Origin of the sequence: Nitrospina gracilis Nb-211, from assembly GCF_021845525.1 — a bacterium.
Lineage (GTDB): Bacteria > Nitrospinota > Nitrospinia > Nitrospinales > Nitrospinaceae > Nitrospina > Nitrospina gracilis_A.
The window spans coordinates 756485-776970 of sequence record NZ_JAKJKD010000001.1 but is presented as its reverse complement, the minus strand read 5'-3'; the positions used below and the strand labels follow the sequence as shown (position 1 = coordinate 776970).

General features: G+C 51.8%; 16 protein-coding genes. 9 read left to right on the top strand and 7 right to left on the bottom strand.

The genetic code is table 11. The annotated features are described in order from the left end of the window. Positions 1-10: 10 nt before the first annotated feature. Entirely contained in the window at positions 11-904 is an 894-nt protein-coding gene (locus J2S31_RS03640; RefSeq protein WP_237097704.1) for a phosphate ABC transporter substrate-binding protein, read from the bottom strand. A gap of 214 nt (positions 905-1118) precedes the next feature. Here J2S31_RS03640 and J2S31_RS03635 point away from each other — a divergent pair, with 214 nt between their 5' ends. Next, positions 1119-1964, top strand: a complete 846-nt coding sequence (locus tag J2S31_RS03635; protein ID WP_237097703.1) for a class I SAM-dependent methyltransferase — start codon at positions 1119-1121, stop codon at positions 1962-1964. On the opposite strand, the gene J2S31_RS03630 is transcribed toward J2S31_RS03635, so the two are convergent. Continuing rightward, a complete protein-coding gene (locus J2S31_RS03630) occupies positions 1943-3292 on the bottom strand; it encodes a hypothetical protein (RefSeq protein ID WP_237097702.1) in 1350 nt (449 codons plus the stop codon). The two genes, J2S31_RS03635 and J2S31_RS03630, sit on opposite strands and share 22 nt — an antisense overlap. A gap of 178 nt (positions 3293-3470) precedes the next feature. On the opposite strand from J2S31_RS03630, the gene J2S31_RS03625 reads away from it, so the two are divergent. After that, positions 3471-3893: a tetratricopeptide repeat protein gene (locus J2S31_RS03625; RefSeq protein WP_237097701.1), complete on the top strand. Its 423-nt coding sequence runs from the start codon at positions 3471-3473 to the stop codon at positions 3891-3893. Continuing rightward, a complete protein-coding gene (locus tag J2S31_RS03620; RefSeq protein WP_237097700.1) occupies positions 3890-4873 on the top strand; it encodes a formylglycine-generating enzyme family protein in 984 nt (327 codons plus the stop codon). Before J2S31_RS03625 ends, J2S31_RS03620 begins: the two co-directional genes overlap by 4 nt. Positions 4874-4988: 115 nt before the next feature. On the opposite strand, the gene J2S31_RS03615 is transcribed toward J2S31_RS03620, so the two are convergent. Then, positions 4989-8606 carry a vitamin B12-dependent ribonucleotide reductase gene (locus tag J2S31_RS03615; protein ID WP_237097699.1) on the bottom strand — a complete coding sequence of 1206 codons (3618 nt, stop codon included), beginning with the start codon at positions 8604-8606 and terminating at the stop codon, positions 4989-4991. A 445-nt stretch (positions 8607-9051) separates the two neighbouring features. After that, positions 9052-10494 (bottom strand): transglutaminase-like domain-containing protein, encoded by a 1443-nt coding sequence (locus J2S31_RS03610; protein ID WP_237097698.1) that lies wholly within the window; start codon positions 10492-10494, stop codon positions 9052-9054. A 200-nt stretch (positions 10495-10694) separates the two neighbouring features. Here J2S31_RS03610 and guaB point away from each other — a divergent pair, with 200 nt between their 5' ends. The 3 genes from guaB (at position 10695) to J2S31_RS03595 (ending at position 15299) form a co-directional block, all read left to right on the top strand. Beyond that, a complete protein-coding gene (guaB, locus tag J2S31_RS03605) occupies positions 10695-12164 on the top strand; it encodes an IMP dehydrogenase (RefSeq protein ID WP_237097697.1) in 1470 nt (489 codons plus the stop codon). 190 nt (positions 12165-12354) lie between these two features. Continuing rightward, the gene (guaA, locus tag J2S31_RS03600) at positions 12355-13914 is read left to right on the top strand and encodes a glutamine-hydrolyzing GMP synthase (protein WP_237097696.1); all 1560 of its coding nucleotides are present in this window, start codon (positions 12355-12357) and stop codon (positions 13912-13914) included. Positions 13915-14045: 131 nt separating this feature from the next. Further along, a complete protein-coding gene (locus J2S31_RS03595) occupies positions 14046-15299 on the top strand; it encodes a tyrosine-type recombinase/integrase (RefSeq protein WP_237097695.1) in 1254 nt (417 codons plus the stop codon). A 52-nt stretch (positions 15300-15351) separates the two neighbouring features. On the opposite strand, the gene J2S31_RS03590 is transcribed toward J2S31_RS03595, so the two are convergent. Beyond that, positions 15352-15852: a hypothetical protein gene (locus J2S31_RS03590; protein ID WP_237097694.1), complete on the bottom strand. Its 501-nt coding sequence runs from the start codon at positions 15850-15852 to the stop codon at positions 15352-15354. Positions 15853-16068: 216 nt separating this feature from the next. Here J2S31_RS03590 and J2S31_RS03585 point away from each other — a divergent pair, with 216 nt between their 5' ends. Further along, positions 16069-16683, top strand: coding sequence for a tyrosine-type recombinase/integrase (locus tag J2S31_RS03585; protein WP_237097693.1), 615 nt, complete (start codon positions 16069-16071; stop codon positions 16681-16683). A gap of 947 nt (positions 16684-17630) precedes the next feature. Continuing rightward, positions 17631-17777 (top strand): hypothetical protein, encoded by a 147-nt coding sequence (locus J2S31_RS03580; protein WP_237097692.1) that lies wholly within the window; start codon positions 17631-17633, stop codon positions 17775-17777. 513 nt (positions 17778-18290) lie between these two features. Here J2S31_RS03580 and J2S31_RS03575 read toward each other — a convergent pair. Then, positions 18291-18875 carry a hypothetical protein gene (locus J2S31_RS03575; protein ID WP_237097691.1) on the bottom strand — a complete coding sequence of 195 codons (585 nt, stop codon included), beginning with the start codon at positions 18873-18875 and terminating at the stop codon, positions 18291-18293. Positions 18876-18877: 2 nt separating this feature from the next. Next, complete coding sequence (locus J2S31_RS03570) at positions 18878-19600, bottom strand: HNH endonuclease (protein WP_237097690.1); 723 nt, start codon at positions 19598-19600, stop codon at positions 18878-18880. A 178-nt stretch (positions 19601-19778) separates the two neighbouring features. On the opposite strand from J2S31_RS03570, the gene J2S31_RS03565 reads away from it, so the two are divergent. Continuing rightward, complete coding sequence (locus J2S31_RS03565; RefSeq protein WP_237097689.1) at positions 19779-20480, top strand: hypothetical protein; 702 nt, start codon at positions 19779-19781, stop codon at positions 20478-20480. Positions 20481-20486 lie beyond the last annotated feature (6 nt).

Genomic DNA, 20486 nt, shown 5'->3' with positions numbered 1-20486 from the left:
CGATAGGTATTCAGTTGACGGGCACCGGGCCGTTCACCGGAATGTAACCGGACTCCTGCACGATGACCTGTCCCTCCGGCCCCAGCAGGTAATCGATGAACGCCTTCACTGCGCCTTCGGGCGGTCCGGCGGTGATCAAATTCAGATCGCGCGCGATGGGGAACGATCCGTTCCGCACATTTTCGAGCGTGGGGGCGATGACGCGTCCCTCCATGCGGATGCCGACGCCGGCAACGTCGTCATTGATCCACGCCAGGGACAACATGCCAATGGCGGCGTCGCTCTGCGCGACCTTGACCTGCTCTTCGTTGTTCGATCCGGTCACCAGGCGCGCGCCCGGAGCCCGCGCTTTTTCATCACCGAATACGAATCGCATGAACACATGCCGCGTGCCGCGATGCGGTTCCTTGTCGATGACGATGATCGGCCGGTCGGGTCCGCCGACCTCTTTCCAGTTGGTGATACGGCCGCGATAAATGCTGGCGATCTGGTCTCGGCTGAGCGACGTCACTCCGGCCTTGTACACTTCCGACGAGATGACGCAGGCGACGGCGTCACGTCCCACCACATGCGTCCGCAATTTCGATCCGGCATACCGCTCCATCTCGTCCCGCGTGATGGAGCGCGACGCCATGCCGATGTCGAGCCGCCCGGAACCGATGCCGTGGATGCCGACGCCACTGCCGCCGGCGTTGACCGTGATGCGCACCTCCGGATGCAACTGCTGATAACGCTCGGCGGCGACGGTGACGATGGGCAACACCGTGGTCGAACCGCCGACGCGGATGAGCGTCGTTTCCTGCGCCTGCGGGGAGGTGGTTGCGGTAAAAAACACCGCCAGCATGCCCGCAAATACACGCAGGCTCCGTGAGCCCGCCTTTTTTTGAGACCTCTCAGGTTTCATAAGTCTGCCGATCCCAATCTATATCGGTATATTCATATATTCAGATATATGAGGCAACCCATTTTTCGTCGGGCGTATCGGGGAGCCCTTACACCCTTTTCCCCAAACCGGGCCGTTTCAAAATCCGCCTCCAGCAGGGGAGACGGCGCGGCTTGCAAAATCCCGCTTTGTGATTATGATGAAAGGCCATTGATCTGAACGAACCCTTCACCCCATGTCCGCCGTGCCCACACCCTTCGAACTGTTCACTCCCGACTCGGAATTCCTGACTACCGACACCCGCGCCGCGCGCTGGGCCATTCCCTACAACCACGCCTGCCTGAACGCACGCGCCGATGTGTTGCTGAACCGGAACCGCGACACGCTTGCAGGCGCACGGGTGCTGGACCTCGCTTCGCATATCGGCACGTTCTCCTATGCCGCGCTTCAGATGAACGCGGCGTTCGTGCACGGCGTCGATACCGAAGCGGACACGATCCGGCGTGCGGAGGCTCTGTTTGCGAACCATTCGGTGCCACCGGAACAATTCCGGTTTGAGGTGCGGGATGCATTCGAACTGCTGGAGTCTTGCGGCGAGGGGGTGTACGACACGATTTTCTGTTTCGGCATGCTCTATTACACCGCCGAGCCGTACCGCCTGCTCACCTTGATGAAACGCGCCGCGCGCCGGTGCATTCTGCTCGACACCTTCACCGCCGCGTATGCGGCCCTGCAGGGCAAGGACGCGTTGGGCATTCACCCACACGTGACCGACGAGGTGCTGAACCTTCCCATCCTGTTCACCACGCTCACCCAATCGGAGAAAAAGGATTACACCCTGCCCGAATCGTTTGCGCACAAGGACCGCAACCTGAGCCTCACCACGTTTCCCAGCATTCCGCTTCTTGAAACCTGGTTTGCATCGCTTGGCCTGAGGGCCGTGGCAATGGACTGGTCGGCGTACATCGAAAAGCCGTGCCACTGGAAAGAACTGTGGACGCCACAGCAGAAGAAGGCGTCGCACTGGGCGGACGTGTATTCCGCGGGGGTGCGTGTTGCTTACCGGCTGGACGTGGCGTGAGCGGGCTCTTCGGCGGGTGAAGGCGGAGAGACGGGCGGCACCGGCGCTTTTTCGCGATAGATGAAATGCGCCTGTACGGCCAGCTTGCCATGCAGGTACACCATGAGCCATCGCTTCAACCCTTCCTGCGCGATGGTGAAGGCGAAATCGCGGAACAGAATGCCTGGATGCCCGCGGCGGAACGCCTTGTAGATGAGGGTCGAATACTTGACCGCCGTGCCCACCTTGTATTTGCGCACGAGATTGAAGATCTGGCTCTCCAGAATCCAGTCGGTGGTGTCTTTCATTCTCAGTAGGTGCGACAGGCGCAGGTCCATGAGTTTGCTCAGCACCGGCTGGTCCCGCAACCGGGCCACCTGCTCGGCGAACCGGGCCAGTGCCAGCAGGAGGTCATACGGGCGCGCCTCCCATAAAGGATCGTCGGAGTGCGGGTGGTGATACCGCGCGATATCGGTTGCCAGTTGTTGATACACGGCGCGCGTCTCGTTCCACTTGAGCGGCCGCGTGTGATACAGGATCTGCTTGCGCGAGGCGCGCACCAACTCCTTCACTTCGGCAGGCAAAGGACTTTCCGCCACGGGTTCGGGTTCCGGCAGGTCGTCCATATCTTTCAGCACGTCTTCATCGGGTACCGCGGAGTCGGGATCGCGGTCGCGGTACACCCGGATGGCCAGTTCGCCCACAGTCAGGTACCAGCGCAGAAGCAGGACCCGGAAGGCGATGTCGTACACGAAATAAAACGCCATCTTCGCCGACCAGAAGGCGAGGTCCATAAACCGCGCCGCCATCACCACCCAGCGCGTGATGAGAAAAAATTTGAACCGCCGGGCCGCGCGGCCCACTTTCGATTCGTCCCACCGCGTTTTCTGTTTCCACACACGCAGGAAAGCGCGCAGGTGGCGCAGGCGGAACCGGGTGAAGGGACGCACGCCGCGCTGGCGGGCGAGCGCTTCCGCCTGATCGCGGATTTCGAGAAACGCATCGAGCAACCGTCCCAGCCGCGCTTCGCGCAAAGGGTGATGCGATTTCGGATGAAACGGCGCGGCGACCGATTCCAACAGCGCACGGGTGTGGCCCCACACCTTCAACTCCGATTCATCCAGCACCCAGCGGGCGCGCAGGGTGTCGCATCGGTTCAGCACCGCAGTCAGCGCCGTCTTCTCCGCTACGTCGGTGCTGGCATTCAGGTGTTCGCGCAGGCGTTTCAGGCGTGACAGGTTGAGCCAGCCGATGCGCAAGACGCCGTACCCTTTCAGCGTCAGCACCGCGAGAAAGACGAGAACGAGCGCCGCGCCTCCCGCACTCAAACCTGTCACCCATTCCGCCATCGTGTTCCCTCCACACCGCGCTCCAGCGGCAAACCTCTTGAAACCGGGTCGATTGCGCCCGGCGGGTCTGGCGGTTGCCACCGGACAATGCTATGATGAAATCAGCCTTTCGGTTGAGAAACCGGTACAGACGCAAACGCCGGCTTCTTCTTATCTTCTCTTTTAAAAGGAGAGCACGATGCGTGCCCTCACCCGCATTTTCCAGCTTCTTGGGTTGTTGCTTCTGCTTGCGATTCTACCCCAATGCACCGACAAAAAAAGCAATGAATACGTGAAGGAAGGGCTGGATCACATCGAAGCGCAGGACTTCGGCCGGGCGGAATTGTCGTTCAAACAGGCGCTGGAAAAGAACCCCAAAAACGCGGAAGCGCATTACAATCTGGGCGGCGTGTACAATTATCAGGGCCGGTACGAGGAAGCCGAAAAATCCTTTCAGCTCGCACTGCGGAACGATCCCGCGCACATGGACGCACATTACAGCCTGGGGTACACGTACGAACAGATGGGTGACATGGAGAAAGCACAGAAGGAATTCACCACCTACAAGCGGCTCAAGCAGCGGTACGACAAAATCATGAAAGACGAGCAGGCGAAGCGTTGAAGCCCCTCATATCCAGAGTACTGATCGTGGCCCTGTTGGGCGGGTGCGCCTCGGTGGACCTGCAACCGGCACACAACCCGCGCACGAAAAAGAAAAACTCCACACCGGTCCTGCCCGCCAACGGCAATTCCAATCCCGTCAATCCGGTGACGACCGAACCGGTCGTCCAGCCTCCCACGCCGCAACCCGAGCCGGTGAAGAAAAGCGTGAAGGAGTTGAAACCCGCACCGGTATTGCAAACCAGGCTGGTGCCGCCGACGCGCCTCAACCGTAAGGACGGGTCCATCATGGTGCACGTGTCTGCGGGCGAGTACCTGGTGCCGCTCGATCCCCCCGGCCAGCACCGGCTGACCGACAACTCGCGCGGCCTCGCAAGGAAAATGCTTCCCGGTTTTTACATGGACCTGACGGAAGTGAAAGTGAAGCAGTTCAAATTATTCCGGCCGGACTATGACGAAACCGCGCACACCGATGGCGGCGACTGCCCGGAGTGCCCGGCGATGGGCATCGACTGGGCCAGCGCGCGCGACTACTGCCTGTGGGCGGGAAAACGCCTTCCGACGGAAGAGGAATGGGAAGCCGCCGCGCGTGGACAAACCCAGCGGCTGGTGCCGTGGGAAGGCGAGTCCACCCCCAAACGCGCCAACCTGCTGGGTGAGGAAGACGGGTTCATCGGTGCGGCGCCTGCCGGGTCGTTTCCATTGGGAGCCAGCCCCACCGGCGCGCTGGACATGATCGGCAACGTGTGGGAATGGGTGGCGACGCCCGTGCCCAATCCCACGGGCACCCCCAAGCCCGTGTCGAATCCAGAGGGCGCGGCCCCGCTCAAGTCCGCCACCCCTGAGCCGCAGTCATACCTTCTGAAAGGCGGAAGCTGGAGCAGCCAGACCCTGCTCAGCGCCATCTCCATCCGCAACCCGGTGGATGGAAGCATCACCAACTCCACCTTCGGCTTCCGTTGCGCCAAATCGGCGAATTGATCCGCTAAAAAGTTTCAGACTGAAAAAAGAAAGGCCGGAGCCTCATCCTGGCAGGGTGGATGAGAACTCCGGCCTTACGCAATACGGTGACCCGGGGCGTTTTGGCGGGCGAGGATTAGGAACACCCCGAAGTGGCACCGCAGGAAATACATTTGAGACACGTGCCGTTGCGCACCAGCGTCAACTGACCACACTCGCCGCAGGGATCGCCTTCATACCCTTTCATCTTGGCGATGGCGGCGGAGTTTTTCGTGTCCTTACTGAGTTTGAGCGCCACCGCACCGAGTTTCTTGGTCGTGGTTCCGGCCAGCGGCGTGGTGTGACCGTTGCCGCCGTTGCCGAACGAAGTGGGCGGCTCGTCTGCATCACCCGGCTCCTCCGCACGTTTGCCTTTCGCCTCAGTGGACGGTTTGGATTTCTCGCTGTCCTCTTCCGCATCCGGGGACACTTCCGCTTCCTTTTGCAAAGCGTCGGAACGCAGATCTTCCGGCGTCACGTGCGCGAGGTCATAGCGGTCGAGGTAACTGATCGCCAGTTCGCGGAAGATGTAGTCGATGGTGGACGTCGCCATGGTGATGGTGTTGTTGCCAGTCACCATGCCGTTCGGCTCGAACCGCGTGAAGACAAAGGCATCGACGAATTCCTCCAGCGGCACGCCGTGCTGGAGGCCAAGGGAGATGGAGATGGCGAAGCAGTTCATCAGGCTCCGGTACGCCGCGCCTTCCTTGTGCATGTCGATGAAGATCTCGCCCAGCGTTCCGTCCTCGTATTCGCCGGTGCGCAGGTACACCTTGTGGCCGCCGACCACCGCCTTTTGCGTGTAGCCTTTTCGGCGGAACGGAAGCGGCTTGCGCTTCTTCTGCTGATCGATGAACACGCGCGTCAGCTTCTCCGCCACCTTCAGGGTGTCGCGTTCGGTCTCGTCTTCCAGGTCCTCGAGGTTGAACTCGGCGGCGACAACGCTGTTGAGCGGCTGGCTCAGTTTCGATCCGTCGCGGTACACGGCGGTGCCCTTCACCATCAGTTTCCACGACAGCATGTGCGCCTTGTCCACGTCTTCGATGGTGGAACTGTTGGGCATGTTGATGGTCTTGGAAATCGCGCCGGAGATGAACGGTTGCGCCGCCGCCATCTTGCGGATGTGCGCTTCGTGGCGGATGTAGCGTTTGCCGTACTTGCCGCACTTGTTGGCGCAGTCGAACACCGGATAGTGTTCTTCCTTCAGGTGCGGCGCGCCTTCGATGGTCATGGTGCCGCAGATGTGATCGTTGGCTTTGCTGATCTGCTCGTCGGTGAAGCCGATGTGCCTGAGCAGGTTGAAATCCGGCGCGTCCAGTTGATCGCCGTCGATGCCCAAGACTTCCGTGCAGAAGTTCTCGCCCAGCACATACTTGTTGAAGGCGAAGGTGATGTCGAACACGCGCGGCAGTTCTTTCTCCACCGCGCTCAGCACGTGGTCGGTGAAGCCCTTCGCTTTCAGCGCTTCATAATTGATGTACGGCGCGCCTTTCAGGCTGGCCGCGCCGACGCAGTGATCGACGATGGCCTGAATCTGTTCCTGCGGGTAACCGAGGTTCTTGAGCGCCAGCGGCACCGCACGGTTGATGATCTTGAAATAACCGCCGCCGGCGAGCTTCTTGTACTTGACCAGCGCGTAGTCGGGCTCGATGCCCGTCGTGTCGCAATCCATGACCAGGCCAATGGTGCCGGTGGGCGCGATGCAGGTGGTCTGCGCGTTGCGGTAGCCGTGCTGTTGCCCCAGCTCCAGCGCCTGCTTCCACGCATCGAGCGCCGCCTCGTGCAGGTACACCGGGCAGTGCATGGGATCGATGCCCCGCGGGTACACGGTGAGGCCCTCGTACTCGCGCGCGTCGGCGTTGTGCGCGGCGCGCTGGTGGTTGCGCATGACGCGCAACATGTCCTCAGCGTTCTCCTTGTATCTCGGGAACGGACCGATCTCGCCCGCGATCTCCGCCGACATGGCGTAACTGATGCCGGTCATGATGGCGGTGATGGCGCCGGTGATGGCCTGCGCCTGCTTGGAATCGTACGGGATGCCGGACACCATGAGAAGCGTGCCGAGGTTGGCGTAACCGAGACCCAGCGTGCGGTACTCGTAACTTTTCTGCGCGATCGCCTTGTTCGGGAACTGCGCCATGGTGACGGAAATTTCCAGGGTCAGCGTCCACAGCCGGCAGGCGGCGATGAATTTGTCGACGTCAAATTTTCCCGTCTCCGCGTCGTGGAACTTCATCAGGTTGATCGACGCCAGGTTGCACGCCGTGTCGTCGAGGAACATGTATTCCGAACACGGGTTGGAGGCGTTGATGCGGCCGCCCTGCGGGCAGGTGTGCCATTCGTTGATGGTGGTGTCGAACTGCACGCCGGGGTCGGCGGACGCCCACGTCGATTCGTTGACCAGACGCCAGATGTCGCGCGCCTTCACCGTCTTGACCACCTTACCGGTGGTACGGGCAACCAGGTTCCAGTCGCCGTCGCATTCCACCGCGTGCAGGAATTCGTTGGTCAGGCGCACCGAATTGTTTGAGTTCTGGCCGGAGACGGTCTGGTAGGCCTCGGACGTCCAGTTGGTGTCGTATTCCTCGAACTCGACGTCTTTGACGCCCTGCTCGGCCAGCTGAATGACGCGATAGATGTAGTTCTGCGGAACGAAGACTGCCAGTGCATCCCGCACGGCCTTTTTTAGTTTCTTGTTCTGTTTGACGTCGAAGCGCGTGCTGGCCTGGTCCCAGTCCCAGCAGGCGTCGAGCACGGCTTTCAGGTGCTTGCGGCACAGCTTGCTCCCCGCCGCCAGGGCCGCCACCTTGCGTTCTTCTTTCACCTTCCACTGAATGTATTCCTCGATGTCCGGATGATCGACGTCGAGCGTGACCATCTTCGCCGCGCGGCGCGTGGTGCCGCCGGACTTGATGGCGCCCGCGGCGCGGTCGCCGATCTTCAGGAAGCTCATCAGGCCGGAGGACTGGCCGCCGCCGGAAAGCGACTCACCGCCGCTTCGCAGTTTGGAGAAATTGGTGCCGGTGCCGGAGCCGTACTTGAACAGCCGCGCTTCCTGTTGCCACAGGTCCATGATGCCGCCCTCGTTCACCAGGTCGTCCTCGATGGACAGGATGAAGCAGGCGTGCGGTTGCGGGCGCTCGTAGGCGCTCGGCGATTTTTCGGTCTTGCCGGTCAGCTCGTTGAAGAAGTAATGACCCTGCGGCGGGCCTTCAATGCCGTACGCCCAGTTGAGGCCGGTGTTGAACCACTGTGGCGAGTTGGGGGCGCCGCTCTGCCGGGCCAGCATGCAACACATCTCGTCGTAATAGTTGAGCGCCGCTTCCTCGTTGCTGAAGTAGCCGTGCTTCCAGCCCCAGTAGGTCCAGCATCCCGCCAGGCGGTTGAACACCTGCCGCGCGTCGGTTTCGCGTCCGTACCGCTGGTCTTCGGGCAGGTTTTCGAGCGTTGCGTGATCGGGTTCCGACGGGCACAGCCATTCGGGCACGTCGTGCTCGTAGCGTTTTTTGGTGACGGCCGGGACGCCCGCCTTGCGGAAGTATTTCTGCGCGATGATGTCCGCGGCCACCTGCGACCACGAATCCGGAACCATAACCCCCGCTATTTCAGAGACTACCGACCCGTTTGCGTTGGTGATTTTGGAAGACCGTTCGACAAAATTCAGGCCTTCGTACGGGTCCTTGCGACTCTTGGTAAATATGCGGGGGATATCCATATGCTCTTCTCCAGACTCAAAAGGTGGGTGACTGTCTTCCCCTAATTCTCAATGTAATGCCAATGGACCAAGTTTCAATGCCTTGAACCCATTTCCACTATATTTAGTAGTGGAGGCTCTAACTTAGCACTATATATTGTGATGTCAACGGAAATTTGGAACGCCATTGTCGGAGTTTTCCGAACTGCCCAAGAAATCAGGATTTAGCGTAACAAGGTTTTTAAAATCTGATAGATAGGAAGCCTTCTCCAAACCGGGGTGGGTCCATTACCAACGCGGAAAACCGCGCGTTTGCGTATTGTACCGGGATTTCCTACAGGCGGGGCTTGGGTTTGCGGAATCGAAAGGCAAAATCACAGCATGAAAATTGGCAGATCGGCGATATGGGGTGGGTAACTCCGCTTCCATAGCGGGTTTCCGGCGGGGTCCGGGTTCTCCACAGGGGCTAATTTTCGAGGATATCGATGTCGAGCCGACCGACGAACTCCATCAACTTAAGCGAACCGTCGTTGTTGCCCTCGGAGAGCTTGATGTGCGTGGCGTCCACCCCTTCCTGCCCGAGGGTCGGGTCGAGCGCGCGCCACTCGCCGACAAACACTTCCGGCCAGGCGTGATAGACGAAGCCCTGGAAGTCCTCCGAGTACACGATGCCGTTGATCACGCGCGTCGGGATGCCTGCGGCGCGGGCCAGCGCGGTGTACAGGTTGGTGTGCGACTGGCATTCGCCGCGCCGGGAGTTCAGCGCGTCCACGGCGGTGAAGGCGTCCACCAGCACCTTCTCCAGATTCGAGTACACCCATTTATTGATGGCGAGCGCCACCTGCCACGGGTCGGTGCTCTTTCCCTTCAGCTCGCGGGCCAGGGCGCGGATCATGGGGTGTTGCGACTGGATCTGCGACGTGTCCTCGAGGTAAGGCCGTATCGCCTCATCATTGAAGGGGAACGTCACCTGCCGGGCCGGTACCGGGGATTCCTGCTCGATCAACAGTGTCGCCTGGTAGTCGCCGCCCTTCATCTTTTCGGCGTTCAATACCTTCTGCCGGTGGTCGCTGGGGATGGAATCGGGCGCGGTGAGGTTGTGGAGCGTCAGCTTGAGCACCTTCACTGTGCGCGGCTTGGCGATCGGCTTGTTCGCCTTGACCAGGCTCAGCGTGATGAAGTTGCTGACCGACATCGCCTCCGGCGGCAGTTCGCGGGCCACGGAGGCGGGTTCCTTGATCGACTCAAAGCCCTGCACGGTGCGCTCGCGCAGGACCGTGCCGTCCGCCGTCGCCCAGGTGAACGTCTTGATGCCGGAATACTCCTGCTTGATGACGAAGGCCTCCACCGGCTTGCCGCGGTGGTCGATGGTGTCTTTCCGCAAAACTTCGTACTTGAGCGGGGCGGTCATCTGGAACGGCTCGATCAAGAGGATCATCGTGCCCTTTTTGCCGACTTCGAGACCGGCGTGGATGAGGTTCAGCCACGCGGTGGAGGCAGGCACGGCGTTCTCCGGCAGGTCCAGTTCCTTGTCCTTGCTGTAGCCCTGCGTGGTGATGTTGTAGAGGAGCTTGCCGCCTTCCACCCGCGCCTCGATCCTCTGACGGCTTCCCATGATTTCCTGGAGCAGGCTGAAGGTCTTGAGCTTGAGGTCCGGGGTGAGGCGCGTGTCCTGCGAGACGGAGGTGATCTGCTCGATGCCACCGGCCTCCAGCCGCAGGAACATCTGCGTGTGGACGCGGATCTCGTCGTCCTCCACCTCGACCACGGCGCGGTTGAAGCCCAGCTTCTGGCCGTTGAAGTAGGTGCCGGACCAGTCGTCGCGCTCCACGATGGGCGCGGCCCCGGCGGACCCGGCAACCAACACCGCCAGCAGACAAATCGCAATCCATGCAAATCGTTTCATCATGGGGCAAGAGTAACACAGGCAATCCGAACCGGGCACAAAATCACAGGCATAGCCAACCCGACCGCCCTCTTCTCAACGCATTCCATTTTTCCTGTGAAAACCCGATTCGCACCGTGCTAAGATAACCTCTTTACACACGGCGCCCGGCATCGGGCCGCCGGTTTTGGACTGTTCGGCAACCACACTCTCCCCCCGACTCCATGGCCAGAAAACAAAAGGAAATCGAAACCTATCTTACTTTTGACGACGTTCTGCTCCTGCCCGCTTACTCCAAGGTCATGCCTTCGGAGGTGAGCCTGAAGACGCAGTTGACGCAGACCATCACCCTCAACTGCCCGCTGGTGAGCGCGCCGATGGACACGGTGACGGAAGCCGACCTCGCCATCGCGCTGGCGCAGGAGGGCGGCATCGGCATCATCCACCGCAACCTGCCGCCGGAGTTGCAACGCAAGATGGTGGACAAGGTCAAGCGTTCGGTCAGCTACATCATCCCGGACCCCATCACCATGGAGCCGGAGCAGAAACTGCACGAGGCGCTCGAGGTGATGGAAAAATTCCGCATCACCGGCATCCCCATCGTCAAAAACAAAAAACTGGTCGGCATGCTGACCAACCGCGACATCCGCTTCGAAACCAAGACCGACAAACCCATCTCGCAGTTGATGACGAAGGACAACCTCGTCACCATCCACGAAAACACGCCGCTCGACAAATCGAAAAAGCTCCTGCACGACAACCGCATCGAAAAACTGCCGGTGGTGGACAAGAAGGGCAACCTCAAGGGCCTGCTCACGCTGAAAGACATTCTGAAGGTCACCGAGTTCCCCAACGCGGCGAAGGACAGAAAAGGCCGCCTGCTGGTCGGCGCGGCCCTGGGCGCGTCCACCGATTACATGGACCACATCCAGGACATGGTGAAGGTCGGCCTCGACGTTCTCACCATCGACAGCGCGCACGGCCATTCGGAAAAAGTGCTCCGCACCATCCGCGAGATCAAAAAGTCGTTCCCCAATTTGCAGGTCATCGGCGGCAACGTGGCGACGGTCGAAGGCACCGAGGCGCTCATCAAGGCCGGGGTGGACGCGGTGAAGGTCGGCATCGGGCCGGGCTCCATCTGCACCACGCGCGTGGTCACCGGCGTCGGCGTGCCGCAGATCACCGCCGTGCGCAAGTGTTCGTCGGTGGCGGCGAAGAAGAACATCCCCGTCATCTCCGACGGCGGCATCCGCCACTCCGGCGACATCACCAAGGCCATCGCCGCGGGCGCGCATTCGGTGATGATCGGCTCGCTGTTTGCCGGCACGGAGGAAAGCCCCGGCGAAAAAATCCTGTATCAAGGACGGAGTTACAAGGAGTACCGCGGGATGGGATCGATCGGCGCCATGCAGAAGGGGTCGAGCGACCGCTACTTCCAGGAGTTGGGCCTCAACGAAAGCAAGCTGGTGCCGGAGGGCGTGGAGGCGCGCATTCCGTATCGCGGCCTGCTGGCGTTCAGCGTGCATCAACTGATGGGCGGGCTGCGCGCGGGCATGGGCTACTGCGGATGCAAGACCATCGACGCCCTGCGCAACGATTCGCAGTTCATCAAGATCACCATGGCGGGCCTGAAGGAAAGCCACGTGCACGACGTCATCGTCACCAAGGAATCGCCCAACTACCACATCGAATGAACCGGGCGGCACGCCGCCCAACGCCTCTTGATTGCCCCTCCCCTTATCAAGGGGGCACTCACGAAGTGACAGGCCGGGTGAGGTAAAGGAAGAAAACTTCAATGCCTCCCCTCAATCCCCTCCCTGGAAAGAAGGGGAAGAACAAAATTTACGAATCGACGCTTTCATCAATCCATCAACGAACACCACAATGACCATCGGCGAAGACATTCACGCACAACGCATCCTGATCCTCGATTTCGGGTCGCAATACACGCAGAACATCGCGCGCAAGGTGCGCGAGTGCCAGGTGTACTGCGAAATCCATCCGTGCACCATCGGCATCCAGAAAATCCGTGAGTTCAAGCCGAAGGGCATCATCCTCTCCGGCGGACCCGGCAGTGTGCTGGTAAAAGACGCGCCGGTGCTCGACCCGGTGCTGTTCGATTTCAAAATCCCCGTGCTTGGCATCTGCTACGGCATGCAGTTGATCACCTACCTCAACGACGGTGAAGTGAACCCGGCGAAGGAACGCGAGTTCGGCCGCGCCGAGCTGGTGCTTAAAACCTTTTCGCACCTGTTCAGCAACGTCAACAACAACTCGATCGCATGGATGAGCCACGGCGACCGCATCACCCGCCTGCCCAGCGGATTCAAGGTCACCGCGTTCACCAACAACTCGCCGGTGGCGGCGATGGAAGATCCCATCCGTAAAATCTACGGACTGCAGTTCCATCCGGAAGTCGTGCACACGCAGGAAGGCAAAAAGATTTTCGAAAACTTCCTTTATAAGATTTGCCGGTGCGATCCCGTCTGGAAAGTCGAATCGTTCGCCGAGTACGCCATCGAAAAAATCCAGGGCCAGGTGCAAAACGGCAAGGTGCTGTGCGCGCTGAGCGGCGGCGTCGATTCCTCGGTCGTGGCGGCGCTCCTGCACAAGGCGGTGGGCAACCGGCTGATCTGCATCTTCATCGACAACGGTCTGCTCCGCCTCGGCGAACGCGCCAAGGTGGTGGACACGTTCCGCGAACATTTCCATATGAACCTGTACGTGGTGGACGCGTCGAAAACGTTTCTCGACCGGTTGAAGGGCGTCACCGACCCGGAACAGAAACGCAAGATCATCGGCAACACCTTCATCGAGGTGTTCGAGGAGGAGGCGCACAAGGCGGGCGACTTCACCTACCTCGCGCAGGGCACGCTGTACCCGGACGTCATCGAGTCGGTGTCATTCAAGGGCGGACCGTCGGCGGTGATCAAGTCGCACCACAATGTGGGCGGCCTGCCGGAGAACATGAAGATGGAACTGGTCGAGCCCCTGCGCGAACTGTTCAAGGACGAGGTGCGGAAACTCGGACGCGAACTGGGTCTGCCCGACGAGATCATCAACCGCCAGCCGTTCCCCGGCCCCGGTCTCGCCATCCGCATTATCGACGAGATCACGCGCGACCGCATCCGCATGGTGCAGGAAGCCGACAAGATCATTCTGGAAGAGATCAAGGGCGCGGGTCTGTACAACGAGATATGGCAGTCGTTCGCCGTGCTGTTGCCGGTGAAGACGGTGGGCGTGATGGGCGACGCCCGCACCTATGAGAACGTGGTGGCGCTCCGCGCCGTGACCAGCACCGACGGCATGACCGCCGACTGGGTGCACCTGCCTTACGAACTTCTTGGTAAAATATCAAACAGGATTATCAACGAAGTCCAGGGCGTCAACCGTGTTGTGTACGACATCAGCTCCAAACCCCCCGGCACCATCGAGTGGGAGTAGTTTATACACCCCTCAAAATATATAACCTTATTTTTTACAATAAGTTATATTTTTCACTCCAGTTGCAACAATTCTCCAAACCATGATATAACCCCCACCACACCTTGCTAATTGCAAGGATTTTACAATCTATGGGTTCTATCGCAATGAGTAAATCCAAGGGTAAAAAATACCATACAGAGGAATTTGAATTATTTGATGGTGAGGTTCTTGTTTATAGAACCAAACATTCAGGGAAAGTATGGCAATTTCGTACATGGATCACAGAAAACCAAAAATATTTCCGACAGTCACTAAGGGTAAAGGACAGGGAACTTGCAAGGGACAAGGCAAGAGAATTATTTTTTGAACTTCACGCAAAAATCAGAATTGGTCACCAACTTTTTGATACAACAGTCAAAAATATGTGCGAAACATATCTTTCCGAGCAAGAAAAACGGATCAGAAAAGGTGAAACTGGAAAAGGTGGGATAGGAATTACTGAGGGAAGGTTTAAAACAATTAAAACTCAAGTCATTCGTCATCTAATTCCCTTTCTGGGAGAAAAGACAAAACTCCAAACCATTAAGGGAGATCAGTTCAAATACAGCTATACTCAATATAGAAAGAAGAAAAACCCAAAAGTCCAGAACGTAACAATAATTAATGAACGTGCAACCATAGGAAGTGTGTTTAATTTTGCCTTTGATAAGGGATGGATAAAACAATATCAACTTCCCAAGTGGGAAGAAATGCATAAAGATGCAAGATCCAGAGATGCTTTTACCTTAGAGGAATGGAAAGAATTTTATAGTTACATTAGGTCCTGGACAAAAAATGAGACAAATAAAAAATTAATTGAACAAAAGAATTTTATTAGAAATTTCATACTCATTTTAGCAAACACAGGTCTTAGATTTGGAGAACTAAGGTCCCTTCAGTGGAAAAACGTAAAGGTTAGAAAGGATGGGAAAAATAAGTATGCTTCCATTGATGTGGATATTTCAAAAACAGGAAGGAGACTTGGGGTAATTGGGAGACGGGGAGATATTTTTGAAAGAGTCAAAACTCTATCAAACTACACAAAACCAGGTGACTTGATTTTTGTGGACAATGACACTGGAGAAGCAATCCGAAAGAAAACTTATTATAAACTATGGAATGAAATAATTGATAATACCTCCCTCAAAACCAAATTCCCAAAACCATCCTATTATTGTCTAAGACACACATACGCAACCTTTCGACTATACGCAAACGTTCCGGTCTTTGATCTAGCTAAAAATTTAGGATGCTCTGTTAAATTTATTGAAGATCATTACGGTCATGTCGATATCTCTAAACGAGTTAAAATTTTAACAAAGGATTTTAGAAAAGAGGAGATTGCCATATTAATAGAGGAATAATGATTCCACTCAAAAACTTTCAAACAAATAATTCGGTATTATGTTTTTAAAATTATATTTTGATTTTTTGAAGCACTTTTTGGAGTGTTTTTTTATTCTTATGAATCTCACCTTTTTCATAAGAAAATTTTCTTTGAAACTCGCTATGCTCAATTGTATTTGAATTTCTTTGCACGCTTATATTATTCACATAATTTTCAGATTGAATTGTATACCTGGGCATCAAGTCAACAATATTTAAAATATCGTCATCATCCAGATATTTCCCGACCATACCCTCTTCGTAAAACTTGTTTAAAAAAAACCATCTGAATAATGAAAGCTTCAAATAAACATTGATTTCATTATTTGCGTTACTCGCGTTTATCGCAGATTCAATTTCCTTTTCAAATTCCTCTAAGAGTTTTACATTAAAGACCAATTCTCTTTCCAAGTTTTTCCTAATATTTTTTTCTTTTCTTTTATCTCGAAACACCTCCTGAAAGAAAAACAATACAAGCGCAAAACAAAATCCCAAAAAGCTCCCCCAAAAACTCCCTGAAAAGTTCTCCATGAACTCTCCCTTAAAAATAATGTTAAATAATTTCCCCAGCTCACTATTCGGTTTACAAAAATATACAATAAAAAATGTCGAAATTTTCCGAATTTACAATATTCTTCATTTAAATTACTAATTTTAAAGGGTTTTTTAATTCGTTTTTCACTTGACATTTAATATAAAATGATGTAAAATAGGTTTATTATTATATTTTAACAATATTTTTTGGTCATGAAACCCCGAAGACAGGGTAAATCCCGACTCATTGAAAATCACGAACTAAGAAGGATTCTGAAGATCCAGAAGGATAATCCCAAGCATGGGTTGAGAAACTCCTGTTTGGTGGTTATGAGTCTTTATTTGGGTCTGAGAGTCTCAGAATTAGCAAACCTGAGGATTGGGGATGTGGTAACAGAGGATGGTCAAATAAAGGGATCTGTGGACCTTAAAAAGGAAAACACCAAGGGAAATAAATCCAGACCCATCTACCTGGTCCACCCTGAGGTCATTCAAGTTTTGAGGAAGTATTTGGACCAAAGGAAAGAAAGGGAACGGAATTTAAACCCGGACCGACCCCTCTTTAAGAGTCAAAAAGGGGATGGGTTTTCACCGAGGTCCCTTCAAAGGTTGTTTAAGTTGATTTACATGGATGCGGGATTGGATGATATGGTTTCTTCCCATTCCGGGAGAAGAACCTTTGCTACTAATTTAATTGAATCGGGGATCGACTTAAAAACGGTGTCATTTTTAATGGGTCATGCATCCATAAAAACGACTGTGGATGTATATGTCGAACCCAATCCCAAAAAGATGGAAAATGTGAGTAGAAATTTACAAATTAGATAATTTTTATTTTTAGTATTTTTGATTTTTTCTTTTGCCATGACTGGGGTGAAAAACCCTTTCATGGCATTTTTTGTTTTGGGACTTTTTAAGATTTCAAAACGTATAAATAGGTATGGGGAGTTAATAATTTTTAATTCTCTATTAAACGGGGGTTTTTAATTCATTCAATGTGGTAGATCCGCTTGAAGATTAATAAACCTTTTACATTTTACGATTTTAGGGGAGAGGTGCGTCTATTAACCATTTTTTTACGGTTAGGGATGCCCCTCTTAGTACTCCCAGTTTGTCTTTAAGAGGTTATTTATATATGTACACAAGAACACTAAATCAGGAAGAGTTAGTTGATTGGTTGGAAAACTATCAAACTGATTATTTTTGCACCCTTACATTTAGATTTCCCAGGAATTTTAATTCTTACGGCAGGGAAAAGGTGAGCAAAGTTATTCGAAAATTCAGAAACATTCTTTCAAAAAAACTATTTGGCAGACAACCCTTTCGTTTAAATTTTATTCCCTTCATTGAGGATCAGGCAGTATCAGGAAGACCGCAACAGATCCACGTCCATTTATTGATTTCCAAACCCGATAATGATTCCCGTCTACCATCATTAGGGACTTCTTTTAAAACATTAATCAAGGAAACCTGGTCAGATTCAGACAAACATTGCTCTAAACACATTACATGGGTTAAGGATTCATTCATAACTTACAAATCTCATTGTTCTAAATCAGTATTAAAAATCCATAATCAAAAGGGTGCTCTCATTTATGCTTCAAAATTAACAACAAAAACAAATACCGAATGTCTTGACGTAAATAATTTAATTTTAATAACTGGTTATTGCTAAACACTTTTTATCGAATCCTTTTCGGTCATTCCATTCATTTAAGAATTTATTTTTTATAAATAATACATATAACTTAATAACATTTACCAAAGGAAGTTTTATGGATCGATTAGACGAAATGAAATACTGGGTAGAAAAAACTTTAACTCACCCAGATGGCACCACAGAAAATGAAAGAGAAGGAATTGAAATGGACCCAGAGGAAGTTGAAAGACTTATCCTGGACCGGGAAGAAGAGGAGGAGTAATTTTTATGAAACAACCACCAAGCAAGGTAATTTCATTCAAGGTTCCAATCGACTTGCTAGAGAAATTAGACCGCTTGACAGAAAACGACTTCTCAAACAGAAGTAGCACAATCAGGAAATGCATCAATAGGTATTATTTGATAAAAAAAGGAGATTTGGAAAGACCTGATTTTATTGGAATGAATTTCTAACTATTGGATATTTTATGCCTAGGGTGAAATCTTCTAAAAAAAGTCCTTAAAAAGACAGAAAAAAGAAACCCCAATAACCATTGCTTTTTGGAAGTTTTTGGGGAAAGGGACGTTAATCCTAGAATACCCTATTGTTAAAAGACCAAGACCAATAGTCAAAGGAAAGTTGACGGGATAATTCTCCAAAAAGACCATTTAAAAGAAATGTGCCGGGGAATTATCCCTCCCTTGGAGGGACACCTTTTTAATTTCAAACTCAAGAAAACTCATTTTAAAATTATTTTTCTTATCTTGATTTCAAAAGGTAAATCTTTTTATAAATTTACTTCATTAACATATTTTCAAACTCCAATCTTTCTCTTTCCGAGATTTCAATAAATTTTTTATACTTTTTAGCATTTTCAATACTTTCTACTTTTTCCATTTCCAAAAGAATCTCACTGGAATAATCTTTTTTCTGCAAAAGCTCAGCGTATTTTAGTTTTATTTTTCCACCATTTTTTTCAAATGGACCTACCTCCCCGTAAAATTTCCACCAATCAAAACCCACCTCGAACAATCTATCTTTTCCAACATTTTCTTGAAACCTAGATAGGAAAAATAAACTCTCCTTTAATGATTCATCATTTGTCCGCTTATAGCATTTAACAATTGCATTTAAAATATCTTCCTTTTTGTATGGTAATTCAGACACATCACAAATACTAAAATTATGAGCTCCCTTAATGTTAATTTTATAATTTCTATCAAAGATCTGAGATCCTATTTTCCCATATCCTTTCTCTTCTTCACACAATGTTAAAAATTCCATAAGAATTATTTGTTCATTGGATATTACCTTTTTTAATTTTTGCTTAATTTCATTAATTATTCTACAAATAGATTTAATATACCTTTCCTTACCCATTCTTACCCTTTCTTTATTAGGGATCTTAACTGACTATCAGTCAACCAGGGTTTTCTTCTATGGATTATCCTATGACAATTGGAACACACTAAAACCAAATCCACTAAACGAGTCTTATTAGATTCATCTCTCTCGGACAGAAATTGTGTGTGATGACATTCTATAAATCCTTCCCCTCTTTCCCCATATTTTTCCTGAAAATCAAACCCACATACTTCACAAAACAATCTTCCATTTGCTTTTAAGAACTGCTTCTTTTTTTTCTTAACCAATTCTGGGTCCCTTTCTCTCACCCGATGCAATCTTGAAAGGACCTTACCTTCTTCGGACTCTTCCTCCTCCAATTCTTCTTCGTAAGGGTTGGTTAAATCAAATTCTGTATCTATCGAACTCTTTATCTGAATTACAATTCTTTTGAGTTTTTCAGGATCATTAGAAAACAAATCCCAAACCACTTGCTCGTCACCATTTCTATGGGAAAGTCCTTTTCCCTTATAACCTGGATCACTTGCTCTAAAATTCATTAGTTTTTTATAAATTCCATTTTCATTTCGGAATTTATGGTCCCCGGTTCTCCCTAATTTTTCATTCAAACTTCGTATAAGTGTACTCATTTCGCGTACTTCCCTACTTGTTTTACTAGGGATCTGAGGACGAGACGATAGATATAAATCGAGAACCAAAAGATGCTCATCTCTAGTCCAATCTGGGTTTTTCTTTGTCATATATTAACAATCCGCTTTATTAGGCATATTGAAAATGATAGGGTATATTGATTTTAATAAAAATATTTAATTTGGGAAAATTAAATTCCAGGTCCTTTAAGTTCAGAATTTTCAACTAACCAAATAATATTTCTAGAAACACATGCGCAGGATTATTTAAATAAACACGGGGGGGTATATGAATATCCATAAAGTCATGTTTTTAATTTTCTTTTGCTTTATTTCTATTCATTCTCCAGTTTTTGGATTTGAGGATGAAATAGATTCATCAATCCAAGGTTCTTTTGGATACACCTTAAACCAAAAATTAAACACTTTCCCCGCAAACTGCAAAAAACTTCGCTATGTTGATTTGGGAGGAGGACCAGCAAACTTTCTTTTAGAACTAATGCCCCCAGATCAAATGAGAATGGAGTATGTCCCTTTCCATTGCTATGTATCCCCCTCACAAAAGCACCCACTTTTTCAAAATTATGCAATTGGAATTGATCCAGATAGTTTAAAAATTTTTTCCATTTATGGTTTTACCAGGAGGGAGTTTAAAGGGGGTTTACAAGGTATAAAAGAGGATTTAGAGGGAGTACTCTATTGTTCTACCAAGGGAGAGAATTTGATTAAACTTTTAAAGGAAAAATACGTTGAACCCCATGATTTTGGAGGGTTCACTCCCGAGAACAGTCCAGAACATTTAAGAATTGAAGGAAAAACCAAATCATTAGAAGCACAATGCACAGAAAGACCTATTCTTAACCCAACTCATAAGATTTTAATTATTCATTATGCAGACGAATCGATTAAAAATGACATAATAAAAAAATGGGAGGAAAAGGTAAAACGAAAACAGGAAAAGGAAAATGAGGGTTTGAAAGAGGGGTTATAATTTTTA

What these genes read in the sequence shown, in the direction of transcription:
- J2S31_RS03640 (WP_237097704.1), bottom strand. Translation starts at nt 904, where the DNA reads ATGAAACCTGAGAGGTCTCAAAAAAAGGCGGGCTCACGGAGCCTGCGT.
- J2S31_RS03635 (WP_237097703.1), top strand. Translation starts at nt 1,119, where the DNA reads ATGTCCGCCGTGCCCACACCCTTCGAACTGTTCACTCCCGACTCGGAA.
- J2S31_RS03630 (WP_237097702.1), bottom strand. Translation starts at nt 3,292, where the DNA reads ATGGCGGAATGGGTGACAGGTTTGAGTGCGGGAGGCGCGGCGCTCGTT.
- J2S31_RS03625 (WP_237097701.1), top strand. Translation starts at nt 3,471, where the DNA reads ATGCGTGCCCTCACCCGCATTTTCCAGCTTCTTGGGTTGTTGCTTCTG.
- J2S31_RS03615 (WP_237097699.1), bottom strand. Translation starts at nt 8,606, where the DNA reads ATGGATATCCCCCGCATATTTACCAAGAGTCGCAAGGACCCGTACGAA.
- J2S31_RS03610 (WP_237097698.1), bottom strand. Translation starts at nt 10,494, where the DNA reads ATGATGAAACGATTTGCATGGATTGCGATTTGTCTGCTGGCGGTGTTG.
- guaB (WP_237097697.1), top strand. Translation starts at nt 10,695, where the DNA reads ATGGCCAGAAAACAAAAGGAAATCGAAACCTATCTTACTTTTGACGAC.
- guaA (WP_237097696.1), top strand. Translation starts at nt 12,355, where the DNA reads ATGACCATCGGCGAAGACATTCACGCACAACGCATCCTGATCCTCGAT.
- J2S31_RS03595 (WP_237097695.1), top strand. Translation starts at nt 14,046, where the DNA reads ATGGGTTCTATCGCAATGAGTAAATCCAAGGGTAAAAAATACCATACA.
- J2S31_RS03590 (WP_237097694.1), bottom strand. Translation starts at nt 15,852, where the DNA reads ATGGAGAACTTTTCAGGGAGTTTTTGGGGGAGCTTTTTGGGATTTTGT.
- J2S31_RS03585 (WP_237097693.1), top strand. Translation starts at nt 16,069, where the DNA reads ATGAAACCCCGAAGACAGGGTAAATCCCGACTCATTGAAAATCACGAA.
- J2S31_RS03580 (WP_237097692.1), top strand. Translation starts at nt 17,631, where the DNA reads ATGGATCGATTAGACGAAATGAAATACTGGGTAGAAAAAACTTTAACT.
- J2S31_RS03575 (WP_237097691.1), bottom strand. Translation starts at nt 18,875, where the DNA reads ATGGGTAAGGAAAGGTATATTAAATCTATTTGTAGAATAATTAATGAA.
- J2S31_RS03570 (WP_237097690.1), bottom strand. Translation starts at nt 19,600, where the DNA reads ATGACAAAGAAAAACCCAGATTGGACTAGAGATGAGCATCTTTTGGTT.
- J2S31_RS03565 (WP_237097689.1), top strand. Translation starts at nt 19,779, where the DNA reads ATGAATATCCATAAAGTCATGTTTTTAATTTTCTTTTGCTTTATTTCT.